Source organism: Helicovermis profundi, from assembly GCF_033097505.1.
Lineage (GTDB): Bacteria > Bacillota > Clostridia > Peptostreptococcales > Acidaminobacteraceae > Helicovermis > Helicovermis profundi.
The window spans coordinates 2203928-2222495 of record NZ_AP028654.1 but is presented as its reverse complement, the minus strand read 5'-3'; the positions used below and the strand labels follow the sequence as shown (position 1 = coordinate 2222495).

General features: G+C 27.9%; 14 protein-coding genes, 2 riboswitches and 1 other annotated feature. Of the genes, 5 read left to right on the top strand and 9 right to left on the bottom strand.

Going from position 1 to position 18568, the window contains the following annotated elements:
* Positions 1-104: 104 nt before the first annotated feature.
* From AACH12_RS09975 to AACH12_RS09965, 3 genes are read right to left on the bottom strand one after another with little or no spacing between them, the layout of a single operon-like run.
* Positions 105-869 (bottom strand): class I SAM-dependent DNA methyltransferase, encoded by a 765-nt coding sequence (locus AACH12_RS09975; protein WP_338537373.1) that lies wholly within the window; start codon positions 867-869, stop codon positions 105-107.
* Between the two features lie 18 nt (positions 870-887).
* The gene (locus AACH12_RS09970) at positions 888-1958 is read right to left on the bottom strand and encodes a type II CAAX endopeptidase family protein (RefSeq protein WP_338535269.1); all 1071 of its coding nucleotides are present in this window, start codon (positions 1956-1958) and stop codon (positions 888-890) included.
* Positions 1959-1966: 8 nt separating this feature from the next.
* A complete protein-coding gene (locus AACH12_RS09965) occupies positions 1967-3130 on the bottom strand; it encodes a M20 metallopeptidase family protein (RefSeq protein ID WP_338535268.1) in 1164 nt (387 codons plus the stop codon).
* Between the two features lie 177 nt (positions 3131-3307).
* On the opposite strand from AACH12_RS09965, the gene AACH12_RS09960 reads away from it, so the two are divergent.
* Genes AACH12_RS09960 through AACH12_RS09950 form a run of 3 tightly spaced genes read left to right on the top strand, consistent with a single transcriptional unit; the run spans position 3308 to position 6550 of the window.
* Entirely contained in the window at positions 3308-3928 is a 621-nt protein-coding gene (locus AACH12_RS09960; protein ID WP_338535267.1) for a TetR/AcrR family transcriptional regulator, read from the top strand.
* 8 nt (positions 3929-3936) lie between these two features.
* Positions 3937-5229, top strand: coding sequence for a glutamate-cysteine ligase family protein (locus AACH12_RS09955; RefSeq protein ID WP_338535266.1), 1293 nt, complete (start codon positions 3937-3939; stop codon positions 5227-5229).
* A complete protein-coding gene (locus AACH12_RS09950) occupies positions 5222-6550 on the top strand; it encodes a hypothetical protein (protein WP_338535265.1) in 1329 nt (442 codons plus the stop codon). The genes AACH12_RS09955 and AACH12_RS09950 overlap by 8 nt, the downstream gene beginning before the upstream one ends.
* A gap of 292 nt (positions 6551-6842) precedes the next feature.
* On the opposite strand, the gene AACH12_RS09945 is transcribed toward AACH12_RS09950, so the two are convergent.
* From AACH12_RS09945 to AACH12_RS09920, 6 genes are all read right to left on the bottom strand, one after another.
* Positions 6843-9266: a homocysteine S-methyltransferase family protein gene (locus tag AACH12_RS09945; protein WP_338535264.1), complete on the bottom strand. Its 2424-nt coding sequence runs from the start codon at positions 9264-9266 to the stop codon at positions 6843-6845.
* A complete protein-coding gene (locus tag AACH12_RS09940) occupies positions 9263-9937 on the bottom strand; it encodes a vitamin B12 dependent-methionine synthase activation domain-containing protein (RefSeq protein WP_338535263.1) in 675 nt (224 codons plus the stop codon). The genes AACH12_RS09945 and AACH12_RS09940 overlap by 4 nt, the downstream gene beginning before the upstream one ends.
* A 112-nt stretch (positions 9938-10049) precedes the next feature.
* Positions 10050-10943 (bottom strand): methylenetetrahydrofolate reductase [NAD(P)H], encoded by an 894-nt coding sequence (metF, locus tag AACH12_RS09935; RefSeq protein WP_338535262.1) that lies wholly within the window; start codon positions 10941-10943, stop codon positions 10050-10052.
* A gap of 5 nt (positions 10944-10948) precedes the next feature.
* Positions 10949-11674 (bottom strand): UPF0280 family protein, encoded by a 726-nt coding sequence (locus AACH12_RS09930; protein ID WP_338535261.1) that lies wholly within the window; start codon positions 11672-11674, stop codon positions 10949-10951.
* 12 nt (positions 11675-11686) lie between these two features.
* Positions 11687-12106, bottom strand: coding sequence for an NIL domain-containing protein (locus AACH12_RS09925; RefSeq protein ID WP_338535260.1), 420 nt, complete (start codon positions 12104-12106; stop codon positions 11687-11689).
* Entirely contained in the window at positions 12106-13269 is a 1164-nt protein-coding gene (locus AACH12_RS09920; protein WP_338535259.1) for a homocysteine biosynthesis protein, read from the bottom strand. Before AACH12_RS09920 ends, AACH12_RS09925 begins: the two co-directional genes overlap by 1 nt.
* A 72-nt stretch (positions 13270-13341) precedes the next feature.
* Positions 13342-13437, bottom strand: a riboswitch (SAM riboswitch).
* A gap of 46 nt (positions 13438-13483) precedes the next feature.
* A riboswitch (SAM riboswitch) is annotated at positions 13484-13581 on the bottom strand.
* A 201-nt stretch (positions 13582-13782) separates the two neighbouring features.
* Positions 13783-14002: a binding site (T-box leader), on the top strand.
* A gap of 131 nt (positions 14003-14133) precedes the next feature.
* Here AACH12_RS09920 and ilvA point away from each other — a divergent pair.
* Both ilvA and AACH12_RS09910 read left to right on the top strand, forming a co-directional pair.
* Positions 14134-15369 (top strand): threonine ammonia-lyase, encoded by a 1236-nt coding sequence (gene ilvA, locus AACH12_RS09915; RefSeq protein ID WP_338535258.1) that lies wholly within the window; start codon positions 14134-14136, stop codon positions 15367-15369.
* Positions 15370-15561: 192 nt separating this feature from the next.
* Positions 15562-18333, top strand: a complete 2772-nt coding sequence (locus tag AACH12_RS09910) for a right-handed parallel beta-helix repeat-containing protein (RefSeq protein ID WP_338535257.1) — start codon at positions 15562-15564, stop codon at positions 18331-18333.
* The last annotated feature ends 235 nt before the right edge of the window (positions 18334-18568 follow it).

Below are 18568 nucleotides of genomic sequence, written 5' to 3'. Positions count from 1 at the left end.
TATCTAGCATAACTCTCCTTTTTAATATAGTTTTTTATAATTTTATTGCTTTAAAGTATAGTAGTTGTATTCTATTTTGATAAATACATAAATATTATTAAGAATTAAATTTTTTTACAAACAAATAAAATTCTTTGAGAATCATTCATTAATTTATAACCAGTGTCACCATCTACTATATCAAGAATTTCAAATTTATCATTTAATACTGTTTTTATTTCTTTAATAGAATGAGCTTTTTGAATGTGATTTTCTGTGTATTTTTCATATAAAAAATCTTCATCATTTATTTTATCATCTGATTTAAGAAAAATAGTTAAATCAAATTCTAAAATATTAGTTTCTTCATCGAAGAAATTTTCCCAAATATAAGATGCATCATCAAAAACTTCTGCAAAGGTATTATTGGATAGAATATTTTTAAGCTTAAATTCAGAGCTAATATCAAAGATGAATAGACCATTTTCGTTAAGTATTCTGTGAGCTCCGTTAATAACACTTTTTAAGTCATCGCTACTAGTAATATAATTAATACCATCACAAATGCTAAGTATAGCATCAACTTTTTTTCTGTAGTTAATATCTCTCATATCTTGATTGATAAAATTAATCATATGGTGATTTTCATAGGATTTTTCTTGGGCAATCATTAGCATTTCCTCGGAAATATCGGTGCCTATAATATTATATCCTTTTTTAAATAGTCTCTCAGTGATATTTCCAGTTCCACATGCGAGTTCAAAAATGACTTTACCATTATAATTATATTTTTTAAAATAAGTTTCTATTATTTGTACCCATTTATCGTAATCTACGTCTTTCATTAAAAAATCATATGCTCTAGCGAACCCAGAGTAAATTGACATAATTTTTCCTTCTTTCTTTAATTATTTCATAGTAAGTTGAAGATTTAGAACCATAAAATACATAATAACAGAAATTCCAATAGGAATAAAGTAAATTAATTTAGGTTTATTTTCTATTTTATCATCCCAAATTTTAAGCGTCCTAGAATACTTGCTTTTAAGCAGTTTTGGAATATTTATTTTTTTTAGTTCTTCAGTTTCTTTATTTTTAATATAAGCTGTATTTTCTTCAATCTCCATAACAGAGTAGTTTGTTTCATTAATATTTATATTGTCAGATACTTTAAGAGGAATATAATCTTTAGCAATTGATTTAATAATTAGATAAACTCCAAATGCACTTATTGAGGCAATAATTGTAAAAAATATAAACTGAGCAATTACAATTGACGGTGTATTTAAAGCAGCTGCGCTATTAGCATTATCAGGAAGCGCTGATGCAAAGTAAGAACCAATAAATGCAATAGTAACCGCAATACCATTGTTTGCAATATGCGCGATTACGCTTGCAAAAATAGAATTTGTAAGCTGAACTATATAACCAAAAACTAAACCGAGTATAATTGGTCCTAAAAGATTTTGTATATTAAAATGAAACAGTCCAAATAAAAGAGCGGCACTAATTACGCCCCATTTTTTATTGAAAAAACCTTCATAAGCATTTAGAACCATTCCTCTAAAGAAAAATTCTTCGCAAAGTCCAGCTGAAATTGAAACAAAAAATAACTGAACTAAAAATTCCTTGCCATTTGTAACTTCGGGAATTGGAGGCATTATTACTTTACCAAAAAAACTTAGTATGCTAATAATTAGTAAATTAGCAGATGCAATTACAGGTAAAAGAAGAAATGCCATAATAAAAATTTTAAATAAAGTTTTTAATTTTATAGGGTTAATTTTAAGAGCTTTTCTAATGTTTACTTTAGTAAAAATTGCTAGAAGAAAAACTGGAAGAAGTATAATAATATATTCTGTAATAAAAATGCCCGAATAAAAATCTTTGTTTTGAAAATAGCCACCAATAGTTAAGAATACTATTGTTAATGCGGTGTAGAGTAAATTTGTTTTTAATAAACTGTAATTTTCATTCATAATTTCTCCTAATTATTTATAAGTATTTTTTTATATTCGAGTAAATTGATGTAAGACTGAACTCCTGTTAAAAGAATTTCTTCATCAAAATTAAATTTAGAACTATGAAGTGGAAATATATGACCTTTTTCTTTATTTCGTATTCCTAAAAATATAAATAATCCAGGAGTGGACTTTTGATAATAAGAAAAATCTTCAGCCAGCATTTGAGGATCAATAAGCTCAATATTAAAAGATTTTTTGTTAGCGTTAATAAAATCATTATAGAGATTAATATCATTAACAACAGGAGGATACATATCTCTAAAAATAGTATTAACTTTACACCCATAAGAAATTTCAAGTCCTTTAGCGTGATTAAGCATTTTTTCCTTAATTAAATTGTAAACAGTATCATCAAATGCTCTAAGAGTTCCTTCAAGAATAGCAGATTCTGCAATAATATTTCTTCTTTCACCGCACTCCATTCTTCCAATAGTCAAGACAGCAGGAGATACTGGATCAATAGTTCTACTAATTATGTTTTGAAAGCTCTGAATTAGTTCCACGGACAAAACAATTGCATCAAGAGATTTGTGAGGCATTGCTCCATGACCACTTTTTCCAGTAATTTCAATATCAAATTCACCAGTCATAGCCATCATAGGACCACTCTTAAGAGAAAAATCACCTGCATTTGTTTCAGGGTATAAATGAATTCCAATAAACTCCATAATATTAAAGTCTTCTTTTAAACCTTCTTTTAAAAGAACCTCAGCTCCACCAGGACCTTCTTCTGCAGGTTGAAAAATGAAAACAATATTTTTAGTAAGTTTGTCCTTTCTAGAAGACATATACTTAGCAAAAATTAGAAGCATTGCCATATGCCCATCGTGACCGCAAGCATGCATAAAACCTTCATGTGTAGATTTAAAATCGTGTTTAGTTAATTCATGCATTGAAAGAGCATCCATATCGCTTCTAAAAGCAATAGAAGGTAAATTTTCATCAATAGTAATATATCCAATTACACCAGTTTTAGCATAAGTTTTATATTTAATAGAAATACTATCTAAATAATCTCTTATAAATTTTGAAGTTTTTTCTTCATTAAATCCAGATTCAGGAATTTTATGAAGTTCACGTCTTAGACTTGTAATTTCATCTTTAAATTTAAAAATTTCCGTATACATTTTTATAACCACCTTATTAGCTTGTCTTCTATATTATAAAGTATTTTTTTTATGTAAGCAATTGTATATTTGATTTGCAAGGGATTTTAAGGTAATTACTTTAAATTTGCGATGAAAGAGTATACTAAAAAATTAAAGATAAGTAATAATTGAAATTTAATATTTGACTATAAATGAATGTTCGTTTATTATAGACTTATGAGAATAAAAGACGAAAATAAATATAATGCAATACTTGAAGCCTCGATTGATTTGTTTAAATTAGAAGGCTTTGCAAAAGCTTCAATTTCAAAAATAGCAAAAACAGCTGGAGTATCTCCAGCAACAATTTACATTTACTTCGAAAATAAGGAGGATTTAATTAACAAATTATATTTAGATGTAAGAGCGAAGATGAGTAAATTCGTATTAGAAGAAATTAACTTAGATGGATGTGTTGAAAAAGAGTACAAAAAAATGTGGATAAATTATTATAATTTTTGTTTAAAATTTAACAAAGAATTCGATTATATGATGCAATTTACAAATTCGCCTTTTGGGGAAAAATATAATGAAAATTTAGGTTTATGTTATTTTTCAAAAGTATATGAATTGTTTAGAATTGGGAAAGAAAATAAAGTTATTAAACCGGTTTCAGATGAAATTCTTTTTGCATACACATTTTATCCATCATCTCAATTAGCAAAGAGAAATCTGTGTTCGTGTTCAAAATTATCTGAACTATATATTTATAGTGCGCGTGATATTGCGTGGGATGCTATAAAAACCAATAAAACAAAGTCTAATTGCAAAGGATGAAAACATATATGAAATCAACTAGTGAAAAATTAATAAATTATTATTGTAATGGAGAAAAGAAAAGTAAGTTGTTAGGCGTTGAATTTGAACATTTTTTAGTTAATCGTGATACATTAATAAGTTATAAGTATTTTGAAAAGAATGGACAAAATGAACTAGCAAATAAAATGATTAATAGTGGTTGGAAAATTGATTATGAAGAAAATGATCATATATTAAATGCATCAAAAGATGGAAATGGATTTTCTTTTGAACCTGGTGGTCAAGTTGAAATAAGTTTAAAACCCTTAGAAAATATTTTGGATATTCAAAAGGAATATTTAAAAGTTAAATCAGAAATAGAATCATTTTTGAATTATGATCAAGTATTGATTTCACTTGGATATCATCCAGTTACTAAAATAGATGATTTACCACTTTTACCAAAAGAAAGGTATGCCTTTATGTACGATTATTTATCTACAAAAGGAACTTTGGCTCGTAATATGATGAAAGGGACTGCATCAACACAGATTTCTATAGATTATGAAGATGAAGCTGATTTTATAAAAAAATATAGAGTGGCTAATTTTTTAGCACCATTTATTTCAAGGATATTTGATGCTTCACCAATCTTTGAAAATGAGATTTATGAAGCAAATAATCTCAGGGTTAAAATTTGGGACAAGACAGATATCAGTAGATGTAAATTACCAAAGGGTGTCTTTGATGAAAAATTTGGATATTCATCATATGCTGATTTTATAATGAAATCTACTCCATTATTTTTAAAAGTAGATAGTAAAGTTCTTACTTATGGCAATCAAACTGTAGAAAGTATTTCTAAAAAATTGGATTTAAATAAAGAGCAATTACTTCATGTATCTTCAATGGTTTTTCCAGATGTAAGAGTGAAACAATTTATAGAAATTAGGACTGCAGACGCTATACCATATCCCTTTAATTTAGCTGTTCCTTCATTGATTAAAGGAATATTATACAGCGAAAACACGCTTGAAAAATACTATAATATATCACTTAATTTTAAAGATAGGGATATTAAAAATATAAACGATAAAATAAAATTAAGTTATGACTTTGACTTTAGATGCGCTAATGAAAACATATCTTGCCAATTTTTTATTAACCAGTTAATTTTGGATGCAATAAGTGGGCTTGATAATGATGAAAGAGTGATTTTGGAATCATTTAATGAATGGTTACAAACAAATAGATCGGTAAGCGAATATCTAAAAATTTTATATAAAGATAATTTTGATAAATTTAAATACGCTGTTATTAATGGAGGTTTTAATGTTTAAAATAAATGAGAAGCTAGTAAAATTAGCATCTACTACTATTTCTATTATTCAAAAAGATTATAAAAAAATGTATAGTAAAGTAGGAAGTTCAAATGCAATATACAAAGGCAAACAACTACCTTTTTTGTACTTTCCGTCTATTTACTCAAGAGAAGATGTAAAAAAATTTGAAGATATAAGTAAAAATATATTTAATATAGTAAACCATTCTATTGATATTTATTTAACGAAGCCTGATGTAAGACATATTTGGAATTTTGATGCTAGATTAGAAGAATTAATTTTAATTCCCCATAGATTTAAATCAAATGTTCCCATGGGTCGCTTTGACTTTTTCTATTATCCTGATGGAACTTATAAATTTTGTGAATTAAATACTGATGGTACATCAGCTATGAATGAGGAAACTCCACTTTCAGATATATTAATTGATTCATTTTTAATGAATGAAATACAAAAAAAACATAATATTTCGCGGTATGAATTATATCAATCATGGGTTGAGGAAGTCAAAAGTATTTATAAAGAATTTGTAGAAAATGGAGGCTCATTTTCAGAAAAACCACTTGTAGCAATTATGGATTACATGTCAAAAGGCTTTCCATATGAATTTGAAGAATTTAAGAAAGCTTTTATAAAAAGTGGTTTTAATTGTCAGATTGTTAGCCCTGATGAATTAGAAGAAAAGGATGGAAATTTATTTTATAATAAAGAAAAAATTGATATTATATATAGAAGATTGGTTACTAGAGACATGATGGAACATTACGATGAATTAATGCCTTTAATTAGAGGAATTAAGGCAAATAAAACATGTATCATTGGATCAATTAAATCACAAATTGTTCATACTAAAAAATATTTTGAGGCACTTCACCACGAGGAGTTTAGAAAATATTTAAGTGATGATGAACTCGCATATATTGATAAATATATTCCTTATACAAGTACTCTTAGAATCGATGAAAACTTAGAATCATTTGTTAAAAATAAAGAAATATATATTATTAAACCTGTTGATTATTATGCATCAAAAGGTGTTTATGCTGGAAAAGAATTTGATACTGAAGAGTGGCGTAAGTTATTAATTGCTTCTGCTAAAGAAGGCTATATTATTCAAGAATTTTGTGAGAGATCGATAAATAAAAATCTTAATTTCAAAGAAGATGGTTCTTTTGATATTGCTGAATTTTACAATATAACAGGTATTTTTGTTTATAATGAAAAAATGAAAGGTATATTTACAAGAGCAGGATTTAATGCTGTAATTTCAGACTTAAATGATGGTTATTCACTTTCGTCGTTAGTATTAGATGAATAATGTCTCTTTTAAGCCTTTGACTTAGGTGAGTTTCCTTGTAAAAGTATTCGCAGTGCTTGCCCAGGCGAACCTTTGGTTAGCCATGTCACGGGCTTTTAGCCCTATAATAAAAATAAAATCAATAGCATTCTACAAGCGAAATTTCTTTGTAAAAGTATTCGCAGTGCTTGCCCAGGCAAACCTTCGGTTAGCCTTGTCACGGGCTTTTAGCCCTATAGAAAAAAACAGAAATAATGTCTCTTTTAAGCCTTTGGCTTAAGAGTCATCATTTCTGTTTTTTTCTGCACTGCTTTTATTTTCTTGAAAAGTACTCATTGGCTGTTACTACTGATTCTCTGGCGTCTTTGCAGTAGTGGTCGGCGTCTATTTTCATGGCGTAGTCTTTTGTCAGAACTGCGCCTCCAACAAATACGGTTATATCATCAAAATTCTTTCTAATTTCTTTTATTGTTGTTTCCATATTTTCTACTGTTGTCGTCATTAAGGCACTTAGTCCTACTAGTTTTACATTGTATTTTTTTATTGCCTCTATTACTTTATGAATTGCAACGTCTTTTCCTAGGTCAATTATATCATATCCATAGTTTTCGAGTAGTATTTTTACTAAGTTTTTTCCTATATCATGAACATCTCCTTCAACTGTTGCAAGTATAATTTTTCCTTTTGAGATATTTTCATTTCCATTATTATTACTTAATATTTTCTCTTTTACTATTTCAAAAGCACTTGCAATTGTTTCTGCAGCTCTTATTAATTGTGGTAAAAATATTTCTTTTTTTTCATACATAAGGCCTATTTCATCGAGTGAAGGTATTAGATGTAGATTTACTATTTCAAGTGGTTGTATTTTTTCTATTAAAGTATTTGTATAAGAGATTACTTCATTTGTATCTCCTTCAAGTAAAAATTTACTTAGGTAGTTTTCATATTCTATGTTACTAGTTATTGTTTTTTTTACTGTATGATTTTCCTTATTTACTGTATTTTTTTCAACCACTGGCCGATTTTCATTGTATTCAATGTACTTAACAGCTCCCTTATCATAATTTGCTAGAACGTTAAAGGCTTTTAGTGTGTCCATAATGCCATCGGCACTTGGGTCAATTATAACTGTATCTAGTCCATATGAAAGTGCCATTGCAAAATAGGTTCTATTTATAAGTGTTCTAAATGGAAGTCCATATGATACATTGCTAAGACCTAGGGTTGTTTTAACATTATATTTACTTTTTATTATTTTAATTGCTTTTAATGTTTCCATAACTGCTTCTTGCTGAGCTGAAGCTGTAAGTACTAAACAATCTATCAGTAATCTTTCTTCTTTAATACCATATTCTTTTGCCCTTTTTATTAATTTTTCAGCAACTAAAATTCTTTCAGATGCAGTTTTTGGTATTCCCTTTTCATCAAAACAAAGTGCAACTACGTAAGAACCGTATTTTTTGGCAAGAGGGAAGATAGAGTCCATTGATTTTTGTTTTCCATTTACTGAGTTTATAATTGCAACTCCTGAGTAGTGTCTCAGTGCAGTTTCTATTACTTTTGGTTTTGTTGAATCAATTTGGAGCGGGGCATCAACTAGTCCGCTAAACTCTGAAACTATATTTTTCATAAATAATTCTTCATCTATTTCTGGAAGAGAAGTATTTATATCAAGAATTTCTGCTCCATTCTCAATTTGTTTAAATGCTTCTTTTACTGCATAAAGTTGGTTATTGTTTTTAAATTCTTGTTTTAATTTTTTGTTTCCAGAGGGGTTAATTCTTTCACCTATAATTGTAATTTTATTATTTAGCGGAACTCTTTTGATTGAAGTACAAACAAAATCTTCTTTATTATAATTAGTATTTTTTTTATAAAGTGGTTTTAATTTTGAAAATTCTTTTACATAGTTAGGATTAGTTCCGCAGCATCCACCAATAACTGCAACTCCTGATTCTACAAATTCCCTTATTACTTTACTATAGTCTATAGAATTAATAGAGAATGTTGTAAATCCATTTGTTTTACTTGGAAGTCCAGCATTTGCCTGTACTATTACTGGTGTTTTTGAAAATTCAAGTATTCTTTTTACTATTGGTTTTAGTTCATTTGGTCCAAGTGAACAATTTACACCAAGTGCATCTACTCCAATTGATTCTAATATAAGTACCATATTTTCAGGATCAGTTCCAGTGACTGTCCTTTCATCGTTATTAAATGTCATTGTTGCAAATACTGGTAAGTTAGAGTTTTCTTTTACTGCAAGTACAGCTGCTCTCATTTCTCCAATATCACTCATTGTTTCTATAAGGAAAATATCTACTTCAAGCTTTGATGCTATTACAACTTGATCTTTAAAATAGTTATAGGCGCTTTCAAAGTCCATGTTGCCTATTGGTTTCATCATTTTTCCAACTGGTCCAATATCAAAAGCAATTAATGAATCAGAGTTTTTGCTTGCTTCTTTTGCATTAGTAACGGCAGAATTAATTATTTCTTCTAGCGTATATTTCGATGAAGAAAGTTTATATTTATTTGCTCCAAAAGTATTTGTAGTTATAATATTTGCTCCTGCATCTATATAGTCTTTATGAATTTTGATTATTATATCTGAGTGTTCAATATTTAATTCTTCTGGAATAGCACCTACTTTTAATCCATTTGCTTGAAGCATTGTACCCATTGCTCCATCAAATATAATTAATTCTTTACCTAATTTTTTTAATATGCTCATATTACACATCCTTTTTTAAAATTACAGCTACTATAAAGTTTGCACTCTCTGCAGTTATCTACTCCGCATCGATGATTTTTTTTGACTTTCGAATTTATATCTTCTATTCCAATGATAGCTATAACTGATTTTCTTGGTGTAAGTATATACGAATCAGTTATATTAAGGCCAATAATACGATTAGTATTAAGTTCTTCAATTATATTTTTCTGAGTGTTTAGTGGTAAATCACCATATCCAGGGCTATACCTAAATGTAGTTTTTTCATTAGCCTTTATGGTAGATTTGATTTGTTTTTCGCACTCATCTGCATAGTATTCTGTTAAATCAGACATACAGGCATCTGATATTAGTCCATCGAGAGCAGATAAATAATTTTTTTTAATTATGTATCTTTCTGCATCGATTCCAAGAGTAACTGCAAGTATAACTATTCTTTTTGAATCAATAAGATGCTTTGATATATCTTTTCCGCTTAAAACAATAGATGAATTTTTCAGTGTAACTTTATTTTTAGTGTTGGTCTCTATAATATACTCTTTGAATGTATATTTTCCTTTTATTTCTTTTTCTATTTCGTTTACAATTTGCTCAAGTTTATTTTTAGTAAGTAGATCTTTTTTATCTTTAGAATAACCTAAGTACCTAAAAACTTCATCTTTATTTATCATATTCTCACCACTTTTTATTATTTTTTTAATTATACCAAATGTAAATGAATTTAATAGGGTAGGGTTCATTTTAATTCTTGTTTTATAATAAAAGAACTTTTTAAATATATTGCTAGGATATATTTGTATTTAGTGTTGAACGAATTGTTTTTATACTTTTCATGATTTTTTTAGTTATATATGGTTTATTCATTGTGTAAATATGAATTCCGTCCACTCCATCTGACATAAGGTCTATTATTTGGTCAACTGCATATGCAATTCCAGCTTCTTCAAGAGCTTTTGGTGAATGTTCATATTTATTAAGGATTTTAATAAATTTTGGAGGAAGATTACACCCAGAAAGTTCTTGAATCTTTTTTATTTGCTTTATATTTATTACGGGAAGTATTCCTGCTATTACTGGTTTTTTTATATCTAGTAATTCAAGATTTTCTTTAAATTGATAGAATAAGTTATTGTCAAAGAAAAGCTGTGTTATTAAGAAATCAAGTCCTTTATCAGTTTTTTGTTTTAAATATTTTAAGTCACTTACTCTATTTTTAGATTCAATATGTCCTTCTGGGTAACAAGCACCTCCAATTGAAAAATCACCGTTATTTTTTATATCTGTAATTAACTCATGTGCATATTTGTACTCAGGAGTCCAGCTGTTTAAATTTTTATATGAATCAGGAATATCGCCTCTAAGTGCAAGTATATTTTCAATATTATTTTCTTTTAGTTCATCTAATGTGCTAAGTATTTTATCTTTTGTAGAAGTAACACATGTTAAATGCGCTATTGTCTCAATATTGTATTCGTTTTTAATTTTTGATGCAATTTCTATAGTGTGGTCTTTAGTGCTTCCGCCGGCTCCATAAGTCACACTAATAAAATCTGGTTTATAAATAGCAAGTTCATCTATTGTTTTATAAATTGTATCGATTGGATAATCTCTCTTTGGTGGAAATATTTCAAATGATACCGTGGGACTTTTTTCTTTAAACATATCTTTTATTTTCAATTTATTCACCATTCCTTTATTTTCTTTAGTTCAATATCTCCCCAGGCACCAAGATATTTATCAATAATTATAATAATTCCTAATACATTTTTATTATTTCTAGCAATATCAATACCTAAATTAATATCATCTTTTGTTTTAATTTTATTGCATATTGCCGTAGCGAGTGCATCTGAGAGAAATGTATCCTTTGAAATAACAACAACAGCATCAGCATTTCCAAAGCTTAATGAATGTCCCTTTGTTCCTGAAGAAGTGCATATACCGAGCGGGAAATGTTCTTTTTTTATTTTAATATAGAGTTTATTAGAGAGTGGAGACTTACTTGCATTTATTAGAATATTCTTATCTTCCTTTGCATTTATATAAATATCTCCACCGTTTTCTATAATCACTTCTTCATTGTATTTCGATAAATATTTTCCAACTGTTTCAGAAATCGCTCCTGCAACTGATGCCATAGGACCTACATTAGCTATATTTGAAGCTTTTTTCATTTTTTTTATAATAGGATGGTCAGATTCATTTGTTTTAAGTGGAATTAAACTTTTAAAAAAATTTGGTTCGTTTTTAATATGATTCTTCAGTATAGTTCTTATACTTTTTAATTCGTTTTCAGCATTATTTAGGTCTTTATCATAGTAAATATCAAGATCAGATTCATCAATTATTAGAGTTGTTTTATTGATATTTGTATTTACAAGTTCTCTATAAGTTCTTTCTTCATACATTTTAATCACACCTTAATAGTTTTCAGGAAAATAAAAATTAGAGATTGCTCTAGTTGGACAAACTTCGATGCAGTGATTACATCCAACACATTTATTTGAGTTAAATTCTAAATTCCAATTTGGTGGTGAAATTGATAATGCTTTAATTTTACAAACTGATGTGCAAAGTCCACATTCATTGCATTTTTCTTTATCGATTAAAATAGTAGTTGGAATAAGATCACTTTCAATATTTCTATTTTCAAGATATTCAATAGCACTTGCTATATTACTTGATTTCCCATCTATTTCAAAGAGAATATTTCCAACTAAGTTATAATCTATTTCAGCTTTTAGGATATTTAGTTTTAAGTCGAATTTTTTAATTAAGTCATAAGTTATAGGTGATCCTGTAAGTTCCGCTGGGAATTTTAAATGCAGTTTTGTTTTCATTATTTTGCCTCCTTTTTAAGGGGTTTCACAGTTGAATTTAAATCAAAATTTTTTATAGGTTCTTGAAGTAAAAATTCGCCTTTTTCAATTTGTTCTTTTAAAATATATGCAATTTTCCTAGCTTTTTTCATGCTTGAAAGCGGAGCTGTTTTAATTAATTTTCCATCGAGTTCAATTTGTCCTGATTTTAATTCTTCGTAAGTTACGCTTGTTAGAACAGGTTTTGATAATTTTTTTACTGAATAATCCACGATATTAGTTTTTATTTGACTATTTCTAATAGCACATCCTCTTAAAATTTCTTTATCTAGAATTGGAATGGGGATACCTACGCCTACGTTTATGCTTGTTCCATACTTTTTAAAAACGGCAGGATTAATAAATTCTGTACTCATTTCTTTTAAATTTCCAATTAAAGCAAGTGTTGCACCAGGAGTTTTAGTTATTCCATTTTCATATCTAGTGGCATTTGTATTAAATTGAGTGCCATTCCAAGCAATGTATCCAGTAGTTCCACCTATAAAAATTCTTGTTCCAAGTCCAATTGTTTTAAGGTATGGATCATTTAAAAGTGGACTAAGTTCACCTACAGTAGAGTAATTTATATTTCCTTTATTAGGAAGTAAAGTTCCCATGTAAGTATATATAGGTTCATCTGTAGTGTTTATTGCTGCAGCATAGTTTTGATAGCAATTTCTTGGATTAAATAAATATGCCTCGTTAAGATCTTCCAGTTTTATATCTCTATGAAGAGTTTTTCTTGGATAACAGTCAGTACCTTTGGCTGAAGCGTTAAGTGTTACAATTTTCCCATCTATTAAATCTCTAATTACATGTGCTCCTCCGTATTCATAGCCTTTATCACTTGATTCCTCAGTTGCTCCTATATAAGTATCTACAGCTGCAAGACCGCCATATGCTTCAACGTTATTTAGAGTTAATTTTTCTAGTCTAATGGGTGGGTCAGAATGTCCAAAATTTAAAAATGCTCCTGTTGAACACATTGGTCCAAAGGTTGCAGTAGTAACAACATCTATAAGTTCAAATGCTTCATCAATTCCTTTTTCGTCAACTATATCGATAATTTCCTCTGCAGTAACAACAACTACGTTCCCATTTTTAATTTTCTCATTAATGTCTTTAAATGTTCTTTTCTTATTCATGATAAGCCTCCTAAGTATAGTAATATTAGGCTAATTAGTAAAAAAAATACACTACAGATGTAGTGTAATATTTACTCATCTGCCGGAAAACCGCTGGAATTAGCACCACACATAATGTAGGTTGCCGGGCTTCAAAGGGCCAGACCCCTCAGCCTCTCTTGATGAGATAATAAATAAAAAACTCTATTCAGATGAATAGAGTTATATACAAATTATCTCATCTGTCGGTAAAAACCGCTGGAATTAGCACCACACATAATGTAGGTTGCCGGACTTCATAGGGCCAGACCCCTCCGTCTCTCTTGATAAGGATCATTCTTTCGAATGAATATTTAATTAATACTCATTATAGCCTTTAATTATAAAATGTCAACAGTAAATTTCAATTTTAATATTTTTTTTGATTTTTACATATAAAATTACATGGATTCATATATAAATAAATTATTATTTGAAAAGCACTTGCAATTAGTTTACGAATTTGTTAGAATTTTAGAAATATTAAAAATAATAATAAAAACTTTGAAAGAGAAGAAGATTTTGTACGTTTTTTTTAGAGAGTTAGCGTTTGGTGAAAGCTAATAAAAACAAAAATTTTAATCACTCTTGAGTTGAAATTCTGAAAGTTAGTAAGAATTTACGGTTAGCATCGTTACTATGCTTAGGCTTGTTAGAGCTAAAACTGAGTGGCTATGCAATTAAGGTGGTACCGCGGATTATATCCGTCCTTTATATAAGGACGGATTTTTGTTTTTGTTTTAGAAATTATGAATTCATTATAATACTAGAAAAAAATAGAGACTAGTATTTGAATATAAAAAATGTAGATATAAAAATGTAGAGAGTTTAAACGGAGGGATTACAATGGAACAAAGAGCTTTAAAATTAGAAAGAAATTACTATGATTATCTCAATTTTTTAAATGCATCAAAAAATCTCGAGGGAACGATTAAAGAGACAAAACTTATTTATAGTGAAGTTTTTAGTAAAGAATCTGGTAATGAGGTTTTTATAAAACCTGAGAATTTACAACGAACAGGTGCATTTAAAATCAGAGGTGCATATAATAAAATTTCTAAACTTACTAAAGAAGAAAGAAAAAGAGGGGTTATAGCATCATCTGCTGGCAATCATGCTCAGGGAGTTGCATATGCGGCTACTAAACTTGGAGTTCTTTCAACTATTGTAATGCCTAAAACTACACCTATTATAAAGGTTGAAGCTACGAAAAATTATGGTTCAAAAGTTGTTTTGTTTGGTGACTGTTATGATGAAGCTTACGAAGAAGCAAAACGACTTCAAGAAGAAAATGATTATGTGTTTGTTCATCCATTTGATGATTTGGACGTTATAGAAGGGCAGGGAACAATAAGTCTTGAAATTTTAGATGAACTTAGAGAAACTGATTATATATTAGTGCCAGTAGGAGGCGGTGGACTTATTAGTGGAATTGCTCTGGCTGCAAAAGAAATTAATCCAAGTATTAAAGTAATTGGCGTAGAGCCAGAAGGTGCTATGGCAATGAAAGAATCAGTTAGAAAAAATGAACTCGTTAATTTATCGTTTGTGGACACAATAGCAGACGGAGTTGCTGTAAAAAAACCTGGAGTAATCACTTTTGATATTATAAGAGATTATGTTGATGAGATTATTACTGTCAGTGATAGAGAAATTATGGAAGCATTCCTTCTTCTTATGGAAAAGCATAAAATTGTATCAGAAAATGCGGGTAGTTTGCCTTTTGCAGCACTTAAAAAGCTTAATGTTTGGAATAAAAAAGTAGTTTGTCTTTTAAGTGGTGGCAATATTGACGTAGTAACAGTTTCAACAATGATTAATAAAGGCTTAGTTTCAAGAGGAAGGCTTTTCTGTTTTAGTGTTCAGCTTCCTGACAAGCCAGGTGAACTTCTTAGAATTGCTGATAGGTTAGCTAAATTAAATGCAAATGTTATTGGACTTGATCATAACCAATTTAAAAATACAGATAGATTTATGAATGTTCATCTTGAGGTGACCTGTGAGACTAGTGGTCATGAACATATTAAGCAAATAATAGAATCTCTTAATGATATAGGGTATTCTCTAGAAAAAATATACTAGATTAGAATATTAATTCTTTAATTAAAATATAATTACAATTTCAAAATATTTACTGAGTTTAGTACACAATTAATATATAATAATTTGTGTACTAAATTTATTTTTTGTAAAAATTAATTATATATAAATGAATTTATAAACTTCAGAGGGAGTTTTTATTTCTTTAATATTTGAAAAAAAACAGGAGGGACTATGAATAAAAAAATAATATTACTACTATTAGTTTTCACAGCAATTTTTATAAGTGGGTGTACTAAAAATGATAATAGTAAAAAAACAGATGTAACTGATGTTAATAAGAGTGAAGCGGTTGATATTATTGACAATAAGGTAGAACAAAATAATAAAAATACTGTTGAAGTTTCAACAACTGAAGAGTTACTTAATGCAATCAAACCAAATGCAATAATAAAACTTAAGAGCGGAGATTATGATCTTTTAAGTGTTAAAGTTAATAATGAATTTATTAGATATGAATCTACATATGATGGTGAGCAAATTATATTTAGAAAAGTTGATAACTTAACATTAATAGGTGAGGATGTAAAAAACACAAGATTTTTAATTAATCCAAGATATTCAAATGTCTTAACTTTTAAAGATGTAGATAATCTTAAAATTAGTAATATTACTATGGGACACACAGAAGATAAAGGTGAATGTTCTGGAGGAGTTTTATACTTTGATTATTCTGATAATGTAGAATTAAATAATTTGAATTTATTTGGTTCAGGTACGATTGGTATTACTTTTGAAGATTCTGAAAATTTTAAAATAGATAAAACAGTAATTCATGATAATTCTTATTCAGGAGTAGTAATAAAAAATTCTAATAAAATTGAATTTACGAATTCAAAATTTGAAAATAATACAATAATAGATGGTGTTGTTAATGCCTATAATTCGAAAAATATAGGATTTGTAAATACTGAGTTTTTAAATAATAGTGAATATTCAAATGAGGATATTTATACTAATTTTTCAAACAATGATTCTGAAAATCCAATAAAATATTATAATTGTAAAATTGAAGGAAATAAACTTGATAATTTATTTAATTTTAGGGATGCATTTACCAATAGTGTTATTAAAAACAATACATTTGTTGTAGAAACAAATAGTGAAGATATTTTTAATAATACTTACATTGTGAAAGATAATTCATATTATGATTTGCTAATTAAAGAAACCACTGATTGGATAAATAATTCTTTAGATTTAAGTGAAGATATCTTAAAAGAAAAAGCTATTGAAAAGTATAGTAAACTTATAGATAATTTAGGTATTTTTGATTTAAGAGGTGTTGAAACGGCACTTTATGCATATAAAGATGTTTCTCAAAAATTATCGTATGATTCTATTAATGATGAAGTATTTAGTGAATTTTTAGCCTATTATAACAAGTATATTCAAAATGCAGATTTTAATTTATTTTCCTATACTGATTTAGATAAAATTTTAAACTATAACGATGATAATACAATTACTATTAAAGAAATATCTGAGATAAACGATACATTGCTAAAATCTAAGATTATCATGCTTGAAAGTTCAGGTATAAAAATATCAGATACTATGGATGGTGTTTATTTTGAAGAAGACCCGGGATTTATTATATCGAGTGTTAACAAGTATGTTACTGAAGATATTTTAGAGTATTTATTACTTAGAAATAAGGAGATTGCTTCACAATCGGCTTCGCAAAATATGGATAGGACTTACGTTCAAACAGAATATTCCTATAAAGCAATTGATAATTTAATTATGTGGGAAAAATTTAATGAAGATCATCCTGCTTTTGATTATAAAAATGGCATAACTAATTACGAAAAAAGTTATGCACTAAATTTAAGTGGACCTTTTGCAATTATGAACTGGGCGAATAATTCAAATGAAAATGAATTATATTATTATGATTATGCCATTTCAAGTAATAATATTTCTATGTACGAGTATTTAATTGAAACGTATCCAACTTCTAAATATACCAGTATATATAAAGAAATTCCAAGTTTATTGTCAAAAAAATTATATTTGATAACAGAAGATATGAAAGATTATTTGGTAGAAAAAAATATTATTAGTGGTGATTTGGATTATAGTGTGTTTTTTGATAATGCTAAGAAAATATATAATAAATATAATAGCTATATAACTTCTTTAGATAAATTTAAAAAGGAAATTAAGCACGATACTGTAAAATTTAATAATTCAACAGCAAATGAAAATTTAGTAATTAGAATTCATAATTCTGATGAATTGGTTAGAAATTTAGGTGATGATAGAACATTAATTTTAGATCCGAAAGTTTACCATATATTGGGTGGATACTCATATAATGATTCAGGTGAACAAGTATTTAATGAAAAATTTGAATCACGAAATAATTTAACTATAAAGACTCTAGGAGATAAACCTGCATTTATTATGACAGAATATGATACAGTTATTAATATAAAAAATAGTAAAAATTTAAATTTTGATAATCTTATTGTTGGACATTTATATAATGTGTGTTCAGGAGATGTTTTTGGAATTAAAGATTCTAGCAATATTAATATTTCAGATTCTTTTTTATTTGGTTCAGGCTTAATTGGTCTTAACGCAGAAAAAACAGATAATATTAGTATGGATGGATCAATGATAACAGATTCTACAATTGTTCCTATTAAGTTAAAGGATGTAAAAAATATTTTGATTAAAGATTCAAGAATATATGAGAATGATACAGAGAATCTTTATATTTTAGATAATGTAAAAGGAATTACTTTTAATGGTGTTCAAACTATTTATAATCCTACAACTGAAAAAATAGAAAATCCCAAGCGAAGCATTATGATTAATATGAATGATGTTAGCGATTTTAAAATATTAAACTCATATTTTATTAATAATGGATATAAGAGTATTACTGATGAAAAAAATAAATCACAAATTGAAATGTTTAATAATGTTACAAATTAGTATTTTCGTATATATTCATGGCTTCACGTCTTCGACGTAAGGCGCCATTCACATATACGAAAATACATTGCCATGAAATTCAAAAGCAGAGTCATGGTAATTCATAGCTTCACGTATCGGGCGTAAGGCGCCATTCACATATACGAAAATACATTGCCATGAAATTCAAAAGCAGAGTCATGGTAATTCATGGCTTCACGTATCGGGCGTAAGGCGCCATTCACATATACGAAAA